The sequence below is a fragment of the Polyangium spumosum genome (genome assembly GCF_009649845.1).
Lineage (GTDB): Bacteria > Myxococcota_A > Polyangia > Polyangiales > Polyangiaceae > Polyangium > Polyangium spumosum.
On the sequence record NZ_WJIE01000024.1, the window covers coordinates 1 to 20,624 of the forward strand.

Below are 20,624 nucleotides of genomic sequence, written 5' to 3' on the forward strand. Positions count from 1 at the left end.
CCAGAAACCAGAGTGCGCCTCACGCCGCGGCGAAGACGCCGCGACGCGAGGCGCGAGCTGCCGCTGTTGTAGCCGCACCCTCATAGAATTCACGACGGCGCTGTCTCGTTCGCGTTGACACGTTCCGTAACGGCGGCTCCACAAGATCAGAGCATCGAGTTGAGACTCTCCTGCGGACAGACGATAGAGCTGCTTCAGGGTATTGCGACTGCAATCTACAAGGGTGGAAAGCGGGTGGATGTCTCAAAGAAGATATCATGGGAGTGGAACAGCAAGAAACAGACAACGGGTCCTGTCGTGAATGCACGCTCGTTGCTGGATCCTTTGACCGCACAGTTCAACGGCTCAAGCACGACGGTGACCATCAAAGCGCGCATCGAGGTCGGAAGTAAGCGCAAGTTTGCGAGATTTCAGCTTGGGCTTTCCTGCGATGTGTCGAGCATCAAGGCCAAGCCCAAAGACACGGTTCTCCTCACGCGACTCATCTACGCCGAGGCAGCAGACGCACCAACGGATGACGAGCGCGCTGCGGTGGGGTGGTCGATATTGAACCGCAAAGCCGCCATCAAAACGCACCCCAAGTCGACGATGGCCTCCTTTGGTGCGAAAGACGACATCGGTACAGTCATCGCCCACGTCACGAGCCGGGGTCAGGTCCAGTACGAGTCTTATTCAAAAGGCATGAAGCAGCTCGAACGCGAGCGCGCGAGCAAGCAGGCGGAGCCACGAGCGCAGGGGTGGAACCAGCTCGATCGTCCCGAGCAGTTGAATTGCAGCGAGTGCGCAAAGCTCAAGAAGTGCGCCGAAATCGCCGAAGGCATCTTGAGCGGCACGATCAAGGGCCCATACGCCGCCGCTGGAGGTACTTACTTTTTCCATCTGGATCAGAATGGTGTCGCGAGCGGCGAGCGTAAATACAACATCGTTCGTTTGCCCAAGAAGCCGAATTACGTACACTATTTCTGGACATACGACTTGTCGGAGCAAACGCAGTGAAGTGCGCAGACCGCCGACGAGTCACGTCGGTATGTCAATCTAGCTAGGCGCCGGGGGAGGAGGAAATGCGGTTTGCCCTACGTGCTCGGGCAGGAGGGTCGCATTCGCCGGACCCCCGTCCCGAGCGGGATCCCCAGCATCCCGTTCCCGTCTCGCTTCCCCATTCGCGTTCGCACTGCGCGGCATGACGCCGATACTGAAGAAACACGTGCTTCGCGCGCCCTTGGCCTCCACTACCTCGTCAAAGCCAGCGCTCTCAAGCCATAAGTCCTCGCTCAGCACCGTCTCAGGGATTCAGTACGACGACCCGAGCGACGTCAAAATCCTCAGCGTGTAGGTGATCTTCGTGAAAGGGGGTATACACCGTGTGTTGAAGTCCCCCCTTCCAGCCGCTGCTCCCCCTACGGATTCTTGCAAAATAATGATCTCGCAGTGCATTGACCTTTAGCTGCTCATCGGCCTGCGTGGTCAGGTAGAGCGTATCTGCACTATCACCATTCGGGTGAGTCACACTCGGGTAGCTCGTCGCATCGTCGAAACACATTCCCGTGCACACGATATCGCCCCTGCCGAGCTGGATCAGCGCACCGAGGAAACCGGCAAAACAACCTGGATTGCAGGATCTTCTTTCGGTGTTTTCGTAGGCAAACGTAGCCCACACCCTGTTTGTGCCCGTTTCCGCGTCGTAGTTTAGGTCGTTCGGCATTTGTACCAAATCGACCATGTCAAGAGGATTATTTGGACTTGCCAGGTCGTACCTTTTGATGCCATACGTGGTGCCGGGTTTGCCTGTTGTAACGATCCCAAAGTATAGCCATCGCGGATCCTTGGTTGTCATGTCCGGCGGGGTGGCGGGCTGGTTGTAGTAGTAATTCGTATCGGCATCACCTCCCGGAGCGGCATGTGACTCTATATGTCCCGCTGGTACCGCGGTCCCAGTAACGGTTTGACCATTGGCCCGCCTCCTCACGCTGGTCTGCGGAACCTCACAGATCTCGTGACAATTATCGATCCTGTTGAAAAAATAGTACTTCACCCTATCTGTGAAGTCGTTCTCGATGTGGGAGATCTTCTTCCGCACCGTCCTCCCGCTGTCTGTATACGTCGGCAAAAAGTTGTACGTATTGTCTCTGTGGTGGATTTCGTAGACCTTCTTGTTTTCTATTGTGAGCGGAAACTCCACCGCATTGGTGAAAGAAAAGCTCTCCCATGCGCAAGAGAGCTCGATCCCGATCGACGGCAGGTTCCGCCCTGCGTCTTGGATGTGCTCTGCCCAGACATCGAATTCGGCTCGCGCGTGAGGTCTAAGGGTCAGCTTGAAAATCGCCTTGTTGTTGAATTCGACCAAGTTGTTGTAGGCGCAGGCTCCCGTGTTGTCATTGAGCGCGGATGTTTCCCCTACCCGTGCGGTGAAACTCTCGACATCAGCGGTTCCATCGGTCACTCGCAGCACCTGCTGCGAAACGCCAGTGAGACGTTCGTCATTTGTTCTGAGCTTGATGGTCACACTTGCGCCGTGCCAGACATACGTGCACTCGACGACGACATAAACCACTCGTCCGAGAACATGCGTGTAGATTCTGTCCAGGCGAACCGTGGTCGTACCGTCCGTCTCTGTCACGACTTTGGTTGCAAAGTAGGCACGGAGGGCCAGGACCTGGCATGCGGCGATCGAACCAATCGATGATATCGCGCCATCGTCGGTGCTGGGGGGTGTAGGGGAGGTGGTAAAGGAGTTCATCACTGTGCTTCCTTCGAGATATCGGCCAAAGTCCGCTCCAACAGGAGCAGCAACGTGGATTCGAATCGCTCGGCGAGAGCGCTCGTATCCCTGACGCTCATGTCCGCCAGTGCCTGCTGCACGGCGGGATACAACCAATCACGCGAGATCCCGTGACCGAGCGCGAACATCGCCGTGACCAGGATAGTCTGCGCTCGCGCTCCATGGAGGCCGTAACCGCTCGCCTCCACCCTTCCGCGTCGGATCAGGCCCTGTAGTCTTTCCCGGCCGACATAGGCAGCCTTCTTGGGGAACGATGACGCCAACGCCTGCAGCATGTTCGCGTCAAAGTCGTCGACACGGGCCCCGCTGCTTCGCGCCAGATCGATGAGCGCGGCCAGCGCATCGCGTAGATTCCTACTGCCCTGTCCCAGCACGACGGACTGGTACGCTACGATCTCGTCGTAGATGCGTTCGGCGCGGACCATCTGATCGGTGCTCGCACTGAGCTGCGATGCAAAAACCGGGTATTGCGGGTCGGTATCAAAGTGAGCGCCGAACAGCAGCATGGTCTCCAAGAAGAGTCGTATCGGCCCCTTATTGGTGAATTCGTACACCCTGGCGCGATTGATCCCGTCTCGGACAGCCATGCGCAGTTGCCCATCGTCTATCTCGCGACACCGTCGCGGCGCAAAGGTTCTGATATGCGAGGTCATCTCCTCCTCGAAGCTGCGCTGGGCGCTGGCTTCGAAAGCTTGTATTTGATTTTGTGAAATCTTTAACATAGTACAGTTCGGCTGCCCTCGCGAGGCGCTCATGGCCGGGAAAGGAGTTGCTAGGCGCGGAACGGCAGTGGCCTGCGAATCGTCAGCCATTCACCGGCGCTACAGCCGAGAAAGCAACACCCAGGTCAGCGACCGTCCTCAAACTCGCCACAGACTCCCCCGTCAGCCTCTCCTCTCCACCTACGATACCCGTTCAACGAAGTGCGCAGCTTCTTGCTCGACTACCAGAAACAGTATCCTGCACCAACATGAAAGGCCGCATCCGGTTGTCTTGACGCAGGGGGCCTCCCCTTCACCCCTGAACCATCTCCTGCGTTACCATCCGAAACAAATACTCGCACCTTCCCCACGCCCAGCGCATGCTCTCGCGTACCTGCTCGATCTCCGCATCGACCTGCTTGCGTTCGCGCGGATTGTCCTTGCAATGCTCGAGCAGCCTCGCCAACGCCCCAGGATCCTCCGCCACCTGCGTCATGTGGAAAAATGCCCTCCGGACCGCCGCGATGTCCGGTAACATTACGTTTGCGTCGAGCGGCGCCCGCCCCCGCGCGAGATTCTCGAAAAAAAGGTTCACCGCCTCCTCGAATTGCACACACGCTTCCGAGTACGCCCTCGTGTTGACGTCGCCCCCCACGTACGTCGTCGTCTGTAGCTTCTCGCGCAAAATCACCAGCTCGGGATGATCCTTGAAATGGTGTAACGCCGCCCAGGTCCGCGGCATGTGCCGTCGCATCCACGCGTCGCGCAGGTTCGCGTCCCGTGCCAATCGCTCGCCACTCTCGCCGCGTAGCGGCTTCTTGATGCTCCCAAAACAGGCTGCGAGACCGGCGTCGAAGGCTTTGGTCAACTTGGCTACGACGTTGTTGAAGACATGATCGCCTTTGCCCATGACACGCTCCTCGTAGGCGACGAACCTATGCGACCCCGCCGGACCTACCCACCGCCACCACCCGGAGTGCCCGCCCCCGCCCCTCGAATTGGTCCTGCTGCGGATGTACTTCCCCCACGATCCTCCCCCGCCACCGCCTCCACATCGGCACCTTCTTCCCCACCTCCTCCGGCAGATACCCCACGATCCCCGCCTTCTCCCCCGGCAACCAAATCAAACACCGCAAGAACCTCCCCCCGAACACCTCTCTCTTCTGGTAATGCCTCCCCCCGAGCAGCACCCTCTCCATCTGCTGCTCCAGATAATCCGCCGGCAACCCCTTCTTCTCCCGCGAAAACGCGTCCCTTATCCGCGTCGTCAACCCCTCGCACACCGCCGGTGCCGCCGATAACCCCGGCATCTGCACGAAATCCTTCGCCACCCCGACCGCCGCCTTCAGCCCCTCATCCGCCGCCGTCACCAGCGGCGCCGCCGTCGACATCGCCGCCTTGAGCGCCTCCAGCTCGTCGAACGGCATCTCAATCTCCCCGGCCAGCAACACCATCGGCGGGACAAACTTCCCGTCCTCCCCGATCGCGCCCTCCAGCGCCTCCTCCACACCCTTGCCGTCGGTCCGCGGCGCCTTGGCGAGGACCTGAAAAACCTCTTGCCGATCCTCGATCTCCCACGGCTCGCGCGCTCCATCCACGATCTCGATCTCTCGCGAGCGCGGGCTCCGCTCGAGCTCCTCGAATACCTTCTTCCACGCCGGCACCCGCCGCATTCGCGCTATGCTCTCGGGGTCGTACCACAGAAGCTGCAACATCTCCCGCGCCGGCTCGACGCCCGCGACCTCGTTCTCCGCGATCGCCGGACGCAAATCCCGCTTCGGCACGCTCCACGGCACCGCACCCGCCGCCGCATTCGACGCGGCTACCGCTCCCTCCTGGCTCGCTCGATCCACGCTCGGCGTCGCAATCGCCGCCGCAGCAGCCGCAGCAGCCGCCGCGGCCGAGCCAATCGTCTCCCTGGACGGCGCGGCCATGGCCGGAGCGCCCGCGTTCCATACGCTCTCCGCCGTCGCGCGCGGAGCCGCCACCGGCGGAGGAGGCGGCACGTACGCGGGAGGCGCAATCGGCGGCGCGCTCGCGGCCGGCGTCACAGCCTTCCTCGCCATGGGCGGAAGCAACGTTTGATCCCCCGCCACCGGCAGCGCCGCCGCCTCCAACGCCCGCAGCGCCGCCAAACTCGCCTGCTGCCCGAACGGCAATCCCGCCCCCGCCCCACGCGACGACGACGCGCCCCCCGACTCCGACGGCTTCGCTCCTCCCCAAAACGGCATCACCGGCCCCGCCGCCTTCCCCCCGAACGCTGGCACCAGCGTCATTGCCGCCAGATCCTCCCCCTCATCCCCCTCCCCTGCCGTCAGCGCCGTCGGCGGAATCGTCTCCAGCAAATCTTCCTCGATCTCCTCCGCGGCGACCTCCGCCCTCGAGGCCCCCGCCTCCTCCATCCTCACCACAATCCGCCCCGCCTCCTCCGCGCTCCGTAGCCCGATCCTCCCCCGCCAAACCACGCAGCACAACCCGCGGTCCGTGTCAATCCACAATGTATCCGCGACGAGCTGCACTTCTTCCCGCTCCCCCGTCGCCCGATCCACCACCACGCTCGGCCGCACCCCCGGCAAACTCGTCACCACCCGCGCATGCTCCGGATGCAACCCTTCCAGCACGATCCGCTCGTTCGGCCGGATCTCCGCCACCTGCTGATCCGGCGGCGCCGCCTGGAAATATGCGGCATCCAGCCCCTCCGGCAGCGGCCGCTCCGCCCACCCCGCCTGCGAAAACGTCCCCGCCAAACGCCCGAGCCGCTGCTTCCGCCCCGGCCACTCCCCTCCGACCGGGCCATAACACACCGGGGCATACGTATCCGACCGCTTCGACACGAACATCCCCGGCGGCTGCAAATTCGGGATCGGCACCATTCCATACGCATCCGGCGCCGCGTCGAACCTCATCCCCACGGGGTTGTTCGTCTCCGGCCCGCCCGCCGCTCGCTCCCACCGGAGCGGCATCTTCAAGAACCGCGGCCCTTCCAGCAGTTGCCCGTCCTGCACCCGGAACCCTCGATCACACCACACCTCGATCGACTTATCGAGCTCCCCCACGACGAGCCGCGTCATCACCAATCGCACCGGCTGTTTCCCCGGCGCATACGCGTGCCCCACGAGCATCACGTCCGCGCGTGGCTTGTACGGCGCATTGTCGCTCGGCGTGACCACGCTCCGCGCAGGATCGTCGTCCCAGCTTCCATCCTCCTCGTGCACCGGCTTCTGCTCCGGCGCGAGCGTGCAATGGCCCGGCGCTACCACGAAAGTAGCCTTGACAACCACCGTCAACGCATGCGCCCCGTTATGGGCCTGCCAGGCGAACGTCGACGCGCGAAGGGGACAGAGACAAACGAGTTCCATGGCGACTCCCGATCCTACCTCTTCTTCGTCTTCGTGCCCTGCGCCTTCTCAGGCTCCTCGGGTTCGTCCTCGTGCGCGGGCTCCTCGATACACTTCGGCGGCGGCATCGCCGCGATCTCCGCCGTCGCGCTCGCGATGCCCCGCTCCGCCTTTGCGGGTGCCGGCGCCGGTCCGTGCATCCGATCCCCCACGATCACCGCCACCAGGATCAGCGACATCAGCCCGCCGAGCACGTTCAGCGCTTGCGACCCCGGACGCATCGCGACCGCCGCCGCGCTCGTCGACGCCGCCTGCGTTCGCACCATCGCCGCCGCCGTTGATCCTTCGGGCCGCGAGGGCAACGTCTCGGGGATCCACGAAAAGCCGTCGCTCCCGTGCCACGATTGCGTGATCCGTGGCTCCGGCGCCGCCCAGGGACGCGTCAAGCGCCCGGGCTCCACCATCAACATCGAGTCCGTCAAGCGTCGCGCCGTGCACGCGCGCAGCGCCAGGTACAGATCGAGCCGATCGGCGACCGTCGCGGCCTTCGCGATTCTTTGCTCGCGATCACGCTCCAGACAGTACGCCACCAGATCGTCGAGCTCGGGGTCCACGTTCATCACGTAATCCGAAACGCGCGGCGTCGGACGCGGTCGCAAGCCGTGGCCCTCCTTCAGCTCGAGTGGATAAACCGGACGCACGCCCGTCAGCATCTCGAACAGCACGACGCCGAGCGACCAAACGTCCGTGCGCGCGTCCACGTCGTGCGGCGATGCGAGCTGCTCCGGGCTCATGTACGCAGGGGTCCCGACGATTCCATTGCGCTCGGTCACCAGCGTGTCGCTTGCGTGGAGCAGCTTGGCCACGCCGAAATCGAGCACCTTGACGACGAACTCCTCGGTCCCGGGCTCTTGATGCAAGAAGACGTTCGACGGCTTGATGTCGCGGTGAATGACGTTCTTCGCGTGCGCCGCCGCGAGCGCGCGGGCGATGTCGCGGCCGATCCGCGCGACCTCCGCCTCTTTGAAGCGCCTCGCCCTGCGCAGCCGATCGGCGAGCGTCTCGCCGTGGAGGAGCTGCATCACGACGTAGGGCTCGCACGCCTCCGTCTCGCCCGCGTCGTGCACCTCGACGACGTTGCGATGCGCGATGGCGCCGCAAAGGCGCGCCTCTCGCTGCAAGCGATGCCGGTGGCTCTCGGAGGGCACGCGGAGGACCTTCACCGCCACGCGACGCGATGTCGCGATGTGCTCGGCCTCCCACACGACTCCCATCGCGCCCTCTCCGAGCGGGCGTAACAAGCGGTACCTGCCTCCGAGTCGGCTCCCGGCGATCATGCACAGGGCGCTAGCAGTGTTTTTTCGGAAAGGACAAGTTCGTAGCATGGTCAAACACGGAGCGCGCTCGCAGCTTCGTGTCGACGCTTGCGCGTGCTCGCTCAGAGGCCCGATGGAGAGAACTGGTTTTTGGACTTGTTCACGTTCCTGCACCCGACCCGGAGCGTCAGCGTGCACGGCGGCAGCGGCGTGTACGTCGCCGAAGGCTTTGCAGGCGGCACGGGCCGCGCAGAGGACGACGGCGGAGGCGCGACGTTGGACGAAGGCGCAGCGCTTGGCGCAGCCGTCAGCGTCGACGACGGCGTTGGTGGTGGTGCCGGGGATGTCGTCGGCGCCGCAGATGGTTTGTGCTCAAAATGAATCGCCGGCTTCGTGGTCGACGCGTCCGGGGCCGTCGACGATGCAGGTGCCTCGGTGGCCACCGCTCGCTCGCTCTCCGGCTGTCGCATCACGAGGACGAGCAAGACGAGGGCGAGCATCGCCGCCGCGCCGAGTCCGAACGACAGAAGACGGATCATCCGACCCTGCCGGCGACGAAGAACGGTCGTGCTCGTCGTCGCGGGCTCCTCGCGCACGATCGGCGGCGCTGTTGCTTCCGCGGCAGGCAAGGGGATACCCGCCGTCAACGTCGAGCTGCGCCGATGCGCGGAGAGCGACTCCTGCATCTCGCGCCTCCACGGCGGCAGCGGGTCGGGCACGGGCGCGTCCTTCTGCAAGAGCGCCGTTCCATCCGGCGTCGCGTCGGACGCGACGAGCAGCGGAGACGACGATTGTGAAGGCCGCGCGACGGAGATCGCGGCGCTCGACGGCGCCCTCCAGATCCGGCTCGACTCCACGAGCGGCGTGAGCAACGCGGCGAGCTCGGCGGCGCTCGCGACACGCTTGTCGCGCTCTCTCTCGAGGCACCGCATCACGACGTCCTCGAGCTCCTGCGGCACGTCGCGCACACGCGCCGAGATCGGCGGGATGGGCGCGACGAGCACCTGGCGCACCACATCCTGCAGCGACCCGGTGAAGGGACGAACGCCCGCGAGCAGCTCGTAGAGCAGGATCCCGAGCGACCAGAGGTCCGTTCGATGATCGATGTCGGCGCGAAGCCCGACCTGCTCGGGGCTCATGTATCCGGGTGATCCGATCACCATGCCCGTCACGGTCGCCTGCGTCTCCTCGGCGGGGCCGAGGCTCTTCGCGACGCCGAAGTCGAGCACCTTCACCACGAAGTCGTCCTCTCCCGCGCCCGGCGCGCGGTGCAGGAAGACGTTCGCGGGCTTCAGATCGCGGTGCATGATCTTCGCCTGATGCGCCGCTTCGAGCGCGTTCGCGATGTCGCGGGTGATCCGCGCGGCGACCCTCGGCTCGATGCGCCGCTTGGTCTTCAGCATGTCGGCGAGCGACTCGCCGGAGAGCAGCTCGAGCACGAGGTACGGCTCGGCGTCGTCGGTCTCGCCCGCGTCGAGCAGGCGCACGATGTTCGGATGCGACAGGCGAGCCGAGAGCCGCGCCTCGCGCAAGAACCGCTGCCGCAGCTCCGGCGTCGACTTCGAGAGCAACTTCAGGGCGACCTCGCGGCGCGTCCCGAGCTCCTCCGCGGCCCAGACCGTGCCCATCGAGCCCGAGCCGATGGACCGGACGAGGCGGTACTTCTTCCCGATCGTGCTTCCAGCTTTCATCGTTGGTCAGGGCGGACATGTCGGCAATGCTGCCGATGCCGGGCATGGTAGCGTACGAGGCGCGCCGTGTAACGATTCGTGGTAAGATTTGTTGCCCGTTACCTGGTCTGCGTGATCTGATGCCACGAGCCAAACCCATGTCGGACGCGAGGGGCGCATGACGACGGTCTTCATCATCATCGGCATCATCATCACGGCGCTGGTCGTCGTTTTGATCGTCCTCGGCATGCGCGCTTCGAAGCTCACGGAGGAGCTCGAGGCGGCCGAGATGAAGCATCAGTCGCTCGCCGCGGCGAACCGTGAGCTCCAGGCGCAGGTCACCACGCTCGGCGCCGAGAACCAGAAGAAGATCGGCTGGCTCGACCACATGGAAGAGGAGCTCAACTGGCACAAGGGCGAGCTCGAGAAGCGGCCGAAGATCGATCGCAAGGTCTACCGGATCCTGACGCTCGGCATGAAGGCGACGGGCAAGAGCTCGCTCACGCTGAAGTGGTCGAACCCGCTCGTGGATCTCGGGACGATCGAGGGGACGAAGATCGAGCGCTACGAGCGCACCGTGAGCCACGTGCGCAACAAGGACACGCTCGTCGAGCACGTGTTCGAGGTGCACGACTGGGGCGGCGAGCACATCGTGGACGCGCAGCAGGAGCTCATCATCGAGGAGATCCACGGGCTCTTGATGGTGGTCGACCTCGGCGGCAAGGACGCGCGTCAGGTCGACACGAACCGCATCGGCGAGCAGCTCAACGAGTTCAACCCGCAGGCGCTGAAGTACTTCTTCAGCCCGAAGACGGTGGCGTCATGCAAGAGCGTGGTGCTCTTCATCAACAAGAGCGACCTCATCCCGGGCTCACCCGCGCAGGCGGAGGCGCAGGCGAAGGCGCTCTACGCGCCGCTCATCGACAGCCTGCGGCAGTACGCGACGCAGATCGACGTGAAGGTGCTCGTCGGCTCGGCGAGTTACGGGCACTCGACGCACGTCCTGTTCTCGCACTTCGTCGAGCAGATCCTGCCGAAGTCGGCGTACGACAACCAGCTCCTGCAGCGCATGAAGAGTGAGTTCCGGTCGAGGGCGTCGACGATCACGCCGGGGATGAACGGGCCGACGTCGCAGTCGCAGCCGTCGTTCCCGGCGCCGCAGATCCCGCACGCGCTGCCGCCGTCGAACGGGCATGGGCAGATGCCGGCGCCGCAGCATTACGGGCAGGCTCCGCAGCACACGCCTGCGCCGCAGCCGCCGGTCGCGCCGCCCTTCGGCCCGCGGCCGGGGTTCGGGCAGAAGCTGAACGTCAAGGCGACGATGCCGCTCGAGGACCTCAACCCGATGGAGGCCACGGCGCCGCTCCTGAATCGCCAGCCGCCTCCTCGGCGGGGTTGAGCGGAGGTGGACATGGACGAGACGCACGTGGTCACTGCGGGATACGAGGTCCCGACGTACAAGGTGCCCTACGGGGCGACCTGGTTCCACTTCCTCCACGGCAACGTGCCGGGGCATCAGATCGACTTCATCTACCGGCCCGACGTGCCGCAGGAGCCGCTGACGCGCCAGCATTTCAGCCACCTCTCGCGCCTCGTGAAGTACATCGAGCCGCGGCACGGGAGCGCGTACGCGTTCGCGATCGGGAACCTGTCGCGCGACGACACGCAATACGAGGCGGGGCATGGTGGCCTCGCGTTCATCTTCGGCCTGCGAATCAAGGGCGCAAAGGACCACGCAGGGCGGCAAGACCCGCCGTTTTGCCATTCCGCGGCGATCATCGACCGGCACCTCGACGGAGAGACGATTTACGGGACGGCTTTGCAGTTTTACCAGAAGCTCTTGCCGGACGAGGAGTCGCAGGCGGAGGGGAGCGGCTGGTATCACACGTACGTGCAGCACGCGCAGAACCCGGATGCGCTGTTGCCGCTCTTGAAGATGTACCTCGAGGATTTCGAGGATTTGCACAAGCCGGGGCCGAGTGGACTTTCGTTCCGGTGGACGGTGGAGCACTCGACGCCGCCGAAGCGGGTGGTGATCGTGTACCCGGACCGGGTGGATTTCCCGACGCTGGCGTATTGCATGGCGCGGATCGCGAACGTGCTCGTGGAGTCGGACATCAAGTGGACGGCCATTTCCAATGGGCGCGAGCAGGACGTGGTCGGAGGGTTGACGGTGCGCTTCGTGCCGCGGCGGGAGGCGACGGCGGAGCCTGCGGACGTGGTGCTGATGTATCTGGAGCAGGTGCCGGAGGATCCGGCGGAGATCGCGGCACAATTGTTCAATGCGCACGAGGTGCGGATCTCGCAGATGCCGGACCTGCGGATGAACTGGCGGTTCGTCCAGGAGCAGCAGGCGAAGCAGAATGGGGTGACGACGGGGCACGGCGCGGCGGCGGGGACGGCGACAGCGACGGGGAGTAATGGGATCGGTTCGGTGAGGCCGGGGCCGATGGAGGGAGCGCGGCCGTGGGCGCAGCCGGTGGAGGTGCCAGCGGCGGAGGAGCCGGCGGGGCTCGGCGGGCTGGTTCAGGTGGTGGAGAAGGCGGAGGCGGCGCCGGGGTTGGGGTTGGGGTTGCCGCAGGTGGATCTGGCGGCGGAGCTGAAGAAGAAGCAGCGGAGGAGTCAGTTCACGACGTTGATCGGGGTGGGGGTGTTCATTGCGGTGATGGGGGTGATTGCGGCGGTGTGGATTGGATCGGCGCCGACGGTGCCGGTGGAGGAGCCGGGGGGCGTGGGGAGTGTGGTGCCGGTGGTGGGGACGGGGAAGCCGGAGCCTACTGCCGTACCGACAGCGAAGGCGACGGCTGCGCCGACGGCGACGGCGACGGCGAGCGTGAACGGGCAGGATGCGTCGGTTATTTTGGAGGAGCAGTCGGTGGGGGTGAGTGCGCCCAAGGCGACGGGGACGGCGGCGGGGACGGTGAAGGCACCGGCAGGGACGACGGGGACGAAGAAGAAGGATCCGTTCAAGAAGCCGTTGAAGTTACCGTAGGCAGGGTCATTGGCAGCGGCGGGGGAAGCCGGTGCAGTTGTTGCTGTTGCATTGGCCGGCGCTGACGCAGTAGGAGCCGGTCGGGAGCAGGCAGGCGAAAGTGTCCAGGTTGCACTTGGTGCCGGCTACGCAATCGGCGTCGGAGCTGCATTCTTTGCATTGATTGTCCACGCAGTTCCGGCTGCCGCATTGCGCGTTCCCGGTGCATGGAGCATCGATCGATAAACTGCACAGCTTGCCTTGGCACGTCCCCTCCGCACAATCCGCGCTGGCATCACACGGTTGCCCCAGGAGCGCCTTGCAGGAACCACCTTCGCAAGTGGCTCCCATCGCGCAGGCCAGCCCACCCGCGCGGCCGCAGCTCTTGCAGGTCTTGGTCGCGGGGTCGCACAAGTTCGAGAGGCACTCCACGTCGTCGGCGCAGGGCTCGCCCGCGGCGGAGCGGCAGTAGGGCTTGCGGCAAGCACCGCTCGAACAATCGCTCGTTGCGAAGCAATTCGCGCCGAGCGCACCCTTACCGCCGAGATTGACGCACTCGCCCGTGGCACCACATGCCTTGATGTCTTCGCAGCCTGTGACCTGCAACCCATTCGCCATGCGCGTGCAGGCCCCCTCGGTTCCGGTCCGATTGCAAGATCTGCACGGCCCGGGGCATTCGACGTCGCAGCATATGCTATCAGCTTCGTCGCATACAGTGCTCTCGCACTGGTCGCCAGCGGTGCATGCCGTCCCGTCACAGCGCGGCTTGCAGGCCTCGTCGGTACACGTCAGGCAACTCTGGCACCCTGCGGCTTCATCGCAGAAGCCACCGCTGCATACCGCGCCCACCAATGGTGTGTGGCACTCCCCCGCACCTATACGCTCATCCAGCGTGCACTCGTTCCCGTCGTCCTCGCACGGCTCGTGGCCACCCGCCCCGCCATTCCCACCGATTCCCCCACCGCCACTCGCACCACCATTCCCCGTCGACGCATTCTTCTCACTGTACGTGGCCGTATCGAACGGGTCGAACGAGCAGCCGTCCGCCACCAGGACAATTCCCACGAAAAGGATCCCAAGCCCCAGCGGCGCTCCATATCGCTTCATGCGCTTACCCTCGAGCAACGACACAACCGATCGCCAACTCGCCCCTACCACACACCTTGCACGACGAGGCCGCCCAGCGTCGGGGCCACCATAAACGAAACTCGGGGTGGCTCCTTCATGTCCGCGGACTGTTTTTCCCACGGTTTGGCGTAGATCAGCGTCGCCACACCAACCGCCCCCGCCCCGATGAACGAAACGAGCGACGTATACGCGAGCCCGACCCGCGTCGATACGTACTCGTCATGCCGACGTGCGCAGTCGATTTCGCAGCCGGCCGATAGGGCTTCTTGCTCCCGAGCGTGGATGACGTTCACCCCGATCGCCGTGCCCGTTCCCAGGAGCACGAGGGCGCTGGTCAGACCGACCCCCGCATACACCAGACCGTTGCCTGTCGACGGGGGCTGCGCTTCCTCCTTTCGGTCTGGAAAGGGTCGCGTCGGCTTTTCGATCGGGACCAGCATCACTCCGACCAGCATCGGCTTCGTGTCCCCCTCCTCGAGCGTCACCCGGCGCTGCTCCGTGACAAACCCCGGCGCCGAGACGACGATGTCATGGCTCCCGGGATCGAGCATCCGTGGCGTGTCGAGCTGGCTACCGGAGATGTCGACGCCATCCACGGTGACTCGGACCGCTTCGGACGGGGCTCCGGTCACGCGCAAGTGGATGGAGGGGATGCGGGTATCGACCGCCTTCAGTAGCTCCGACGCTTCGGCCTGCGCCGCGAGAAATGCCGCATTGCCGTCGGCGGGCAGTCTCGAGACCTCCAGGAGAACATTGCGAGCCTCGACCAGCCGGCCAAGCTCCCCGTATGCCTTCGCGAGGTCGAGCCCTGTCGTGGGGACGTACATGAGCCCGTGGGCTTTCTGGAAGTGCTCGAGTGCCGCCTCCGCGTCGCCCGCAGCGAGTTTTTCGCGTCCCTCGATCAGTAGCTTGCGGGCGACGTCACGATCCGTCTGCGAAGGCTGACCGTGAGCCGCGGAGGAGACGAGGAGCCCCGCGGCGAGGAGCAGCATGAACGGAATGTGCGAACCCGTGAATGATGCGCGGTGTCCCATGAAAAACCTCCGGCGCGGATCGAGGCGCACGGGCAAGGGAAGCGCAGGCTTGGTGGGTTTGTCAAGAAAGTGGCGTGCGTGTTATGGTGTCATTCGCAGCGGCGGGGGAAGCCGGTGCAGTTGTTGCTGTTGCATTGGCCGGCGCTGACGCAGTAGGAGCCGGTCGGGAGCAGGCAGGCGAAGGTGTCGAGGTTGCATTTGGTGCCGCCAACGCAATCGGCATCGGAGCTGCATTCCTTGCATTGATTGTCCACGCAGTTCCGACTGGTGCACTGCGCGTTCTCGGTGCAGGTTGCCTCGGTCGGTAGACTGCACAGCTTGCCTTGGCACGTCCCCTCTGCGCAATCTGCGTTGGCATCACAGGGTTGCCCCAGGAGCGCCTTGCAGGAACCACCTTCGCAAGTGGCTCCCATCGCGCAGGCCAGCCCACCCGCGCCGCCGCAGCTCTTGCAGGTCTTGGTCGCGGAGTCGCACAAGTTCGAGAGGCACTCCACGTCGTCGGCGCAGGGCTCGCCCGCGGCGGAGCGGCAGTAGGGCTTGCGGCAAGCACCGCTCGAACAATCGCCCGTATTGCTGCACGTTGCACCAAGCGCGCCCTTGCCGGCGAGGCTACCGCATGCCCCCGTCGCATCACACGCATCGCTGCCGTCGCAGTCGGGAACCTGCAATCCATTCGGCATCCGCGTACAGGTCCCCTCCGTCCCGGTCCGATTGCAAGATTTGCACGGTCCGGCGCATTCGACGTCACAGCATATGCCATCAGCATCGTCGCATACCGTGCTCTTGCACTGGTCGCCAGCGGTGCAAGCCGTTCCGTCACAGCGCGGCTTGCAGGCATCATCGGTACACGTCAGGCAACTCTGGCACCCTGCGGCTTCATCGCAGAAGCCACCGTTGCATACGGCGCCCACCAATGGCGTGTGGCACTCCCCCGCATCCGTACGCTCATCCAGCGTGCACTCGTTCCCGTCATCCTCGCACGGCTCTTGGCCCCCCGCTCCACCATTCCCCCCAATTCCCCCGCCACCGCTCGCCCCCGCCCCACCGCTACCGCTTGTGTTCGCCTCTTCATAACTCGGCATGGCAAACGGATTGGCCTCACAGCCATCTGCCGCAACCACCAACCCGACGAAAACGCCTCCCATCAAGAGCGACGCGCCATACCGCCTCATTCGTGCACCTCCAACCCAAGAGAAGATCCGTCGTCCTCGCGCAACCTACCTACCAAGTGCCCTGCACGACGATGCCCCCCACGGTCGGCACAACGACGAACGAAGCCATCGAAGCCTCCTTCGTGTCCGCAGTCTGCTTCTTTCCGCTCAACGCGTGGATCAAAGTCACCGTACCCACCGCCCCCGCGCCGATGAACGAGATGAGCGACGTGTACGCGAGCCCCTCCACCATTGAAGCGCGCTGTTCGTAGAGCGGCTTGCATTCTTGATCGCCGCTGCAACCAACGTTCCGCGCCGCATCGAACGCCTGGTCCTGAGCGACCTTCCCCCCGATCGCCGTCCCAATCCCGAGCAGCAAAAGCCCCCCACTCACCCCCGCCCCCACATACATCCACGTCTTATCCTTCGGCGGCGGCGACTTCTTCCCCGGATCCACCGGATCCCCAACGAGCCCCCCTCCACCCCCCACCGCCCCAAGCTTCAGCGGCACCCCGACCTCCGCCCCCGCCGACAGCTCGAGACTCTGACTTGCCCCCTGAAACCCATCCTTCTTCGCCTCGAACGAATGCGTCCCCGGCGGCAAGAAAATCGGCCCTGGCAAAAGTTGCTTCTCGATCGGCCGCCCATCCACCAGCACCTCGGCGTCCGCCGGCTCGACCTTCATCGTGACCGTCACGATCTTCGGCTTTGCTTCCTTGATCAGCGCCTGGGCCGCTGCCACCTCCGCCGGGTCCGGATTCGGCTCTTCCCGCAGGAAATACTGCAGGTGCTCTGCCCCGGACAACGCGTCGCCCACCTTCACCTCGGCTCGACCCAGATTCAGAGCGATCTGCGGCAGCGGCCTCAACGCGAACGCCTTCCCGAACGCCGTCCGCGCCTTTTCCCACTGCGCGAAGCCTGCCGCGACCTGGCCCTCCTCGAAAAGCCGCTTGACTTCCGTGTTCACGTCGGGCTGCGCCGATGCCGCAGGTGCCGCCGCAGGCCCCTGCGCAAACGCAGGCACCGTCACGAGCAAGGTCGCCGCGATGAGTGTCGTCCTCAACATGGTCCGCCGTTCGTCATGTGTTGCGCGTCGCGATTGTTCCGCAGTTTCAGCGCGTCCACAAGAGGCTAGCTCGGGAAGCACACGTCAGCCCGGCGAACACTTCCTGAACAGTCCCACGCCCGTGCACTTCGGGGGCGCCGCCGACTTGTAGACCCTCTTCGTGGCTGGCGCCTTGTACGTGGCCGGCGGAGCAGGCGCTTTCGCAGCAGCCGACTGCGCCACCGTGGGCGCAGCCGTCGCCACCTCCACCGTCGCGCTCGTCGCCACCATGGCGCTCGCCGCCACGACCGGCTCCGACGGTGCCTCCGCCGTCGCCTCCGCCTTCACCGGAGCCCTCGGCAACTCCGGCGCCGCCGCTGGAATCACCACCGCGCTCCTCGCGGCCTCCGCCCCTTCCTTCCCGCTCGCCGTCCCCTCCCCCGCGCCGATCTTCCCCGCGTTCACCACCAGCAACCCGACCACCCCGATCGCCGCTGCCACCCCCGCGCCCATCACCCCGAACAACACGCCCTTCCCGCGCTTGCGCTTCCCCGCCATCGCTGGATCCACCAGCGGCATCGGCGGCGCGGGATAACCTCCCGTGCCGTGTGCGAGCGCGCCTGCGGCCGACGTCGTGCCCGACGGATCCATCGTCGGGATACGCACCATCTGCGCCTCGCTCACCATCTGCGTCTGCCCGTTCGACGCTTGCTCCGGCACCACACCTTCCAGCGCGATGTGCGACTGCCGATGCGCTGCGATCGCCTGCTGCATCTCCTCCTTCCACGCGGGCGCCGGCGACGCGATCGGCAGGTTCGGCTGCAGGAGCTGCGTGCCCGTCGACGCGTCCTCCCCGCGCGCTGCCTTCGGCGCGCTCGGCCGCATGTCCATCAACATCCGACCCTGCAGCGGCAACGTCGCGGCGAGCTCACTCTCGTCGTCTACACTCTCCAGCGTCGCGCGCAGCGCTGCGCCTGGCAGCGGCGCGGTCACGTCCATCGGCGTGAGCGTCGGGATGCGTTGCGCGACCGCTGCCTGCGGGATCGGCTGATCCACGCCCGTGAACGTCGCCTTGCGCGTCATCGGCCGCGGCATCCCCGCGATCGCGAGCAACGTGTGCGCGAGCTCGTCCGTGCTCGGGAACCGCGCGTCACGCTTCGCCGCCGTGCAACGCGCGACGACCTCGTCGAGCTCCGCGGGCACGTCGCGCACCTTGCTCGACGGCGGCGGCACGGGCGTGATCAGGATGTGTCGGATCACGTCCTGCACCGAGCCCGTGAAGGGACGGCTCCCCGTCAGCATCTCGTACAGCACGATCCCGAGCGACCAGATGTCCGTGCGGTGGTCGAGGTCCTTGCGCATGCCCACCTGCTCGGGGCTCATGTACGCGGGCGACCCCACGGCTGTGCCCGTCTGCGTCGCGACGCTGTCGACCGAGTCGAGGTTCTTGCACACGCCGAAGTCGAGCACCTTCGCGAGGAACGAGTCCTCGGACAAACCCTCCTCGCGGTGCAGGAAGATGTTCGCGGGCTTCAGGTCTCGATGGATGACCTGCGCGGCGTGCGCGACGGCGAGCCCACTCGCGACTTCGCCCGCGATACGCGCCGCGACCGCTGGCTCGATGCGTCGCTTCACCTTGAGCATCTCGCCGAGCGTCTGCCCGTGCAGCAGCTCCAGCACGAGGAACGGCTCTCCTTGCGGCGTCTCGCCCACGTCGAAGATCTGGACGATGTTCCGGTGCCGCAGCTTCCCGCACGCGCGCGCCTCGCGCAGGAGGCGCTGGCGCAGGTCGTGCGTCAGATGCTCCTTCTGCTGCGGCAAGATCAGCTTGAGGGCGACCTTGCGGTTCGTCGCGTGGTCGAACGCCGCCCACACGGCGCCCATCGCGCCCTTGCCGATCTCCTGTTCGAGCCGGTACTTGCCGCCGAGGAGGTCGCCCGATTTCATGGTCTCGCAAGCATTCCATGGAAGCGAGCAGTGTCACAAGATTTTTGTTTGGCGCCGTGCTCTGTTCACGAACTTCACAAGCACGTTTGACGTTTTCTAGACGTTGCCCGATTGGTCTGGGCACGCGTTCAGCAGCAACACATGTTCCCGGAAGGGGCGCCGCGCGGCGCCGCGAGCGAGCTACCTCGCCAAACCCAGGATCACGGCCACACCGACACCAAATGCCACGAGCGCGCTCACGGCGAGGCCCAGCATGGATGGGCGCCTCCGCTTCTTCGACGCCGGAGCGATGCTCGACGGTTCGACGGGCCTCGCCACGTGCTGCATGGACGGCGGCGGAGGGCTCGGTGGGGGCGTGGAGCGCTGCGCTTGCGCGAGCACCACACGCGCATCGATCATGAGCGCGGTCCCACGGGGACCCGTGATCGGTTTCGTGGGCTCTTTCCCGAGCTGGCTCACCGGAGCGGACACGGGAAGCGCCATGGCGCGCTCCGCGAGACCGACGTGAATCCGCGACCCTTCCTCGGGCCCCACGTAGGCCTGGAGCAGGCGCTCGACCACCGCGGCGGACGCAATCCGTTTGGCACGGTCACGCTCGAGGCACATGGCCACGACGTCGTCGAACGCCGGCTCCACGTGGCGCAGGCTCTCCGAAACGCGGGGGATCTTGCCGGTCGCGATCCGAATGAGCAGCTCTTGCCCCCCGCCTTGAAAGGGCCTCGTCCCCGCGAGCATCTCGAAGAGAACGACGCCGAGCGACCAGATGTCCGTGCGAGCGTCGAGATCCCGCGCGCCCCGGAGGGCCTCCGGGCTCATGTATGCCGGGGACCCGACGGCGCCGCCGACGGCCGTCACGAGGGATTCGTTCGCCTCGAGGTTCTTCGCGACCCCGAAATCGAGGACCTTCACGACGAGCCCGTCGACCCCGGCCTCCTGATGGAGAAACACATTGGCGGGCTTGAGGTCCCGGTGGATGACGTTCACGGCGTGCGCTGCAGTGAGAGCGCGAGCGATGTCACGCCCGATCCGAGCGGCGAGAGGCTGCGCGAGTCGACGCTTTCGGCGGAGCAACTCGGCGAGCGTTTCGCCGGAGAGGAGCTGCATCACGAGGTAGGGCTCTCCCTCGGGTGTCTCCCCGGTGTCGTGAATCTCGATGACGTTCCGGTGCGCTATCGCTCCGCAAATGCGGGCTTCACGGAGCAGGCGATGCCGGAGATCGTCGGACGGTTTCGTGAGCAGCTTGATGGCCACGCGCCGCTGGGTAATTTCGTGCAAGGCTTCCCAGACGACGCCCATGGCACCTGCGCCAAGCTGGCGCAGTAGGCGGTACTTGTTTCCGAGTCGATCCCCGGCCTTCATCCGGAGCGTCCTAACACCGTAAGCTCTGGTTCGACAAGTTTTGTGCAAGGGCCAACAGACGCGCAGCGCTCGATACCACGCCAATCACATGATCGCGAATGGGAGGAGTTGGCTCCATGCTCGACCGCGTCCGGGAAACGTTTCCGCCTTCGGCTACCATTGTCGCGCCTTGCGCCACTGCCACA

Annotated in this window: 14 protein-coding genes; 4 read left to right on the forward strand and 10 right to left on the reverse strand. The window is 65.2% G+C overall.

Annotated elements, in window-relative coordinates:
* Positions 1–297 precede the first annotated feature (297 nt).
* On the forward strand, positions 298–996 hold the full coding sequence (locus GF068_RS39970; protein WP_153824812.1) for a hypothetical protein: 699 nt from the start codon (positions 298–300) through the stop codon (positions 994–996).
* A gap of 286 nt (positions 997–1,282) precedes the next feature.
* On the opposite strand, the gene GF068_RS39975 is transcribed toward GF068_RS39970, so the two are convergent.
* The 6 genes from GF068_RS39975 to GF068_RS40000 form a co-directional block, all read right to left on the reverse strand.
* On the reverse strand, positions 1,283–2,737 hold the full coding sequence (locus GF068_RS39975; protein ID WP_153824813.1) for a hypothetical protein: 1,455 nt from the start codon (positions 2,735–2,737) through the stop codon (positions 1,283–1,285).
* A complete protein-coding gene (locus GF068_RS39980) occupies positions 2,737–3,591 on the reverse strand; it encodes a hypothetical protein (RefSeq protein WP_153824814.1) in 855 nt (284 codons plus the stop codon). The genes GF068_RS39975 and GF068_RS39980 overlap by 1 nt, the downstream gene beginning before the upstream one ends.
* A gap of 202 nt (positions 3,592–3,793) precedes the next feature.
* Positions 3,794–4,390, reverse strand: a complete 597-nt coding sequence (locus GF068_RS39985) for a hypothetical protein (protein ID WP_153824815.1) — start codon at positions 4,388–4,390, stop codon at positions 3,794–3,796.
* Positions 4,391–4,415: 25 nt separating this feature from the next.
* Positions 4,416–6,839, reverse strand: coding sequence for a DUF2169 family type VI secretion system accessory protein (locus GF068_RS46710; protein WP_153824816.1), 2,424 nt, complete (start codon positions 6,837–6,839; stop codon positions 4,416–4,418).
* Positions 6,840–6,853: 14 nt separating this feature from the next.
* Positions 6,854–8,203 (reverse strand): protein kinase domain-containing protein, encoded by a 1,350-nt coding sequence (locus tag GF068_RS39995; protein ID WP_153824817.1) that lies wholly within the window; start codon positions 8,201–8,203, stop codon positions 6,854–6,856.
* Positions 8,204–8,256: 53 nt separating this feature from the next.
* Positions 8,257–9,825, reverse strand: a complete 1,569-nt coding sequence (locus tag GF068_RS40000; RefSeq protein WP_153824818.1) for a serine/threonine-protein kinase — start codon at positions 9,823–9,825, stop codon at positions 8,257–8,259.
* A 157-nt stretch (positions 9,826–9,982) separates the two neighbouring features.
* On the opposite strand from GF068_RS40000, the gene GF068_RS40005 reads away from it, so the two are divergent.
* Positions 9,983–11,203: a GTPase domain-containing protein gene (locus GF068_RS40005; RefSeq protein ID WP_153824819.1), complete on the forward strand. Its 1,221-nt coding sequence runs from the start codon at positions 9,983–9,985 to the stop codon at positions 11,201–11,203.
* 12 nt (positions 11,204–11,215) lie between these two features.
* On the forward strand, positions 11,216–12,796 hold the full coding sequence (locus tag GF068_RS40010; protein ID WP_153824820.1) for a hypothetical protein: 1,581 nt from the start codon (positions 11,216–11,218) through the stop codon (positions 12,794–12,796).
* Positions 12,797–13,926: 1,130 nt separating this feature from the next.
* Here GF068_RS40010 and GF068_RS40015 read toward each other — a convergent pair.
* Positions 13,927–14,895, reverse strand: a complete 969-nt coding sequence (locus tag GF068_RS40015) for a PEGA domain-containing protein (RefSeq protein ID WP_170319964.1) — start codon at positions 14,893–14,895, stop codon at positions 13,927–13,929.
* Positions 14,896–15,339: 444 nt separating this feature from the next.
* Between GF068_RS40015 and GF068_RS46715 the strand changes: the two genes are divergently transcribed.
* Entirely contained in the window at positions 15,340–15,471 is a 132-nt protein-coding gene (locus GF068_RS46715) for a hypothetical protein (protein ID WP_275939345.1), read from the forward strand.
* A gap of 687 nt (positions 15,472–16,158) precedes the next feature.
* Here GF068_RS46715 and GF068_RS40020 read toward each other — a convergent pair.
* The 3 genes from GF068_RS40020 to GF068_RS40030 all read right to left on the reverse strand — a co-directional run bounded on the left by GF068_RS40020 (position 16,159) and on the right by GF068_RS40030 (position 20,439).
* Positions 16,159–17,055, reverse strand: a complete 897-nt coding sequence (locus tag GF068_RS40020; protein ID WP_153824822.1) for a hypothetical protein — start codon at positions 17,053–17,055, stop codon at positions 16,159–16,161.
* Between the two features lie 183 nt (positions 17,056–17,238).
* Positions 17,239–19,080 (reverse strand): serine/threonine-protein kinase, encoded by a 1,842-nt coding sequence (locus GF068_RS44635; RefSeq protein WP_206079657.1) that lies wholly within the window; start codon positions 19,078–19,080, stop codon positions 17,239–17,241.
* A 180-nt stretch (positions 19,081–19,260) separates the two neighbouring features.
* Positions 19,261–20,439 carry a protein kinase domain-containing protein gene (locus GF068_RS40030; RefSeq protein ID WP_153824823.1) on the reverse strand — a complete coding sequence of 393 codons (1,179 nt, stop codon included), beginning with the start codon at positions 20,437–20,439 and terminating at the stop codon, positions 19,261–19,263.
* Positions 20,440–20,624 lie beyond the last annotated feature (185 nt).

Bases quoted from the DNA above. Each gene is read 5' to 3' on its own strand.
- GF068_RS39975 (WP_153824813.1), bottom strand. From the start codon at position 2,737: ATGAACTCCTTTACCACCTCCCCTACACCCCCCAGCACCGACGATGGC.
- GF068_RS39980 (WP_153824814.1), bottom strand. From the start codon at position 3,591: ATGGCTGACGATTCGCAGGCCACTGCCGTTCCGCGCCTAGCAACTCCT.
- GF068_RS39985 (WP_153824815.1), bottom strand. From the start codon at position 4,390: ATGGGCAAAGGCGATCATGTCTTCAACAACGTCGTAGCCAAGTTGACC.
- GF068_RS46710 (WP_153824816.1), bottom strand. From the start codon at position 6,839: ATGGAACTCGTTTGTCTCTGTCCCCTTCGCGCGTCGACGTTCGCCTGG.
- GF068_RS39995 (WP_153824817.1), bottom strand. From the start codon at position 8,203: ATGCTACGAACTTGTCCTTTCCGAAAAAACACTGCTAGCGCCCTGTGC.
- GF068_RS40000 (WP_153824818.1), bottom strand. From the start codon at position 9,825: ATGAAAGCTGGAAGCACGATCGGGAAGAAGTACCGCCTCGTCCGGTCC.
- GF068_RS40005 (WP_153824819.1), top strand. From the start codon at position 9,983: ATGACGACGGTCTTCATCATCATCGGCATCATCATCACGGCGCTGGTC.
- GF068_RS40010 (WP_153824820.1), top strand. From the start codon at position 11,216: ATGGACGAGACGCACGTGGTCACTGCGGGATACGAGGTCCCGACGTAC.
- GF068_RS40015 (WP_170319964.1), bottom strand. From the start codon at position 14,895: ATGCTGCTCCTCGCCGCGGGGCTCCTCGTCTCCTCCGCGGCTCACGGT.
- GF068_RS44635 (WP_206079657.1), bottom strand. From the start codon at position 19,080: ATGAAATCGGGCGACCTCCTCGGCGGCAAGTACCGGCTCGAACAGGAG.
- GF068_RS40030 (WP_153824823.1), bottom strand. From the start codon at position 20,439: ATGAAGGCCGGGGATCGACTCGGAAACAAGTACCGCCTACTGCGCCAG.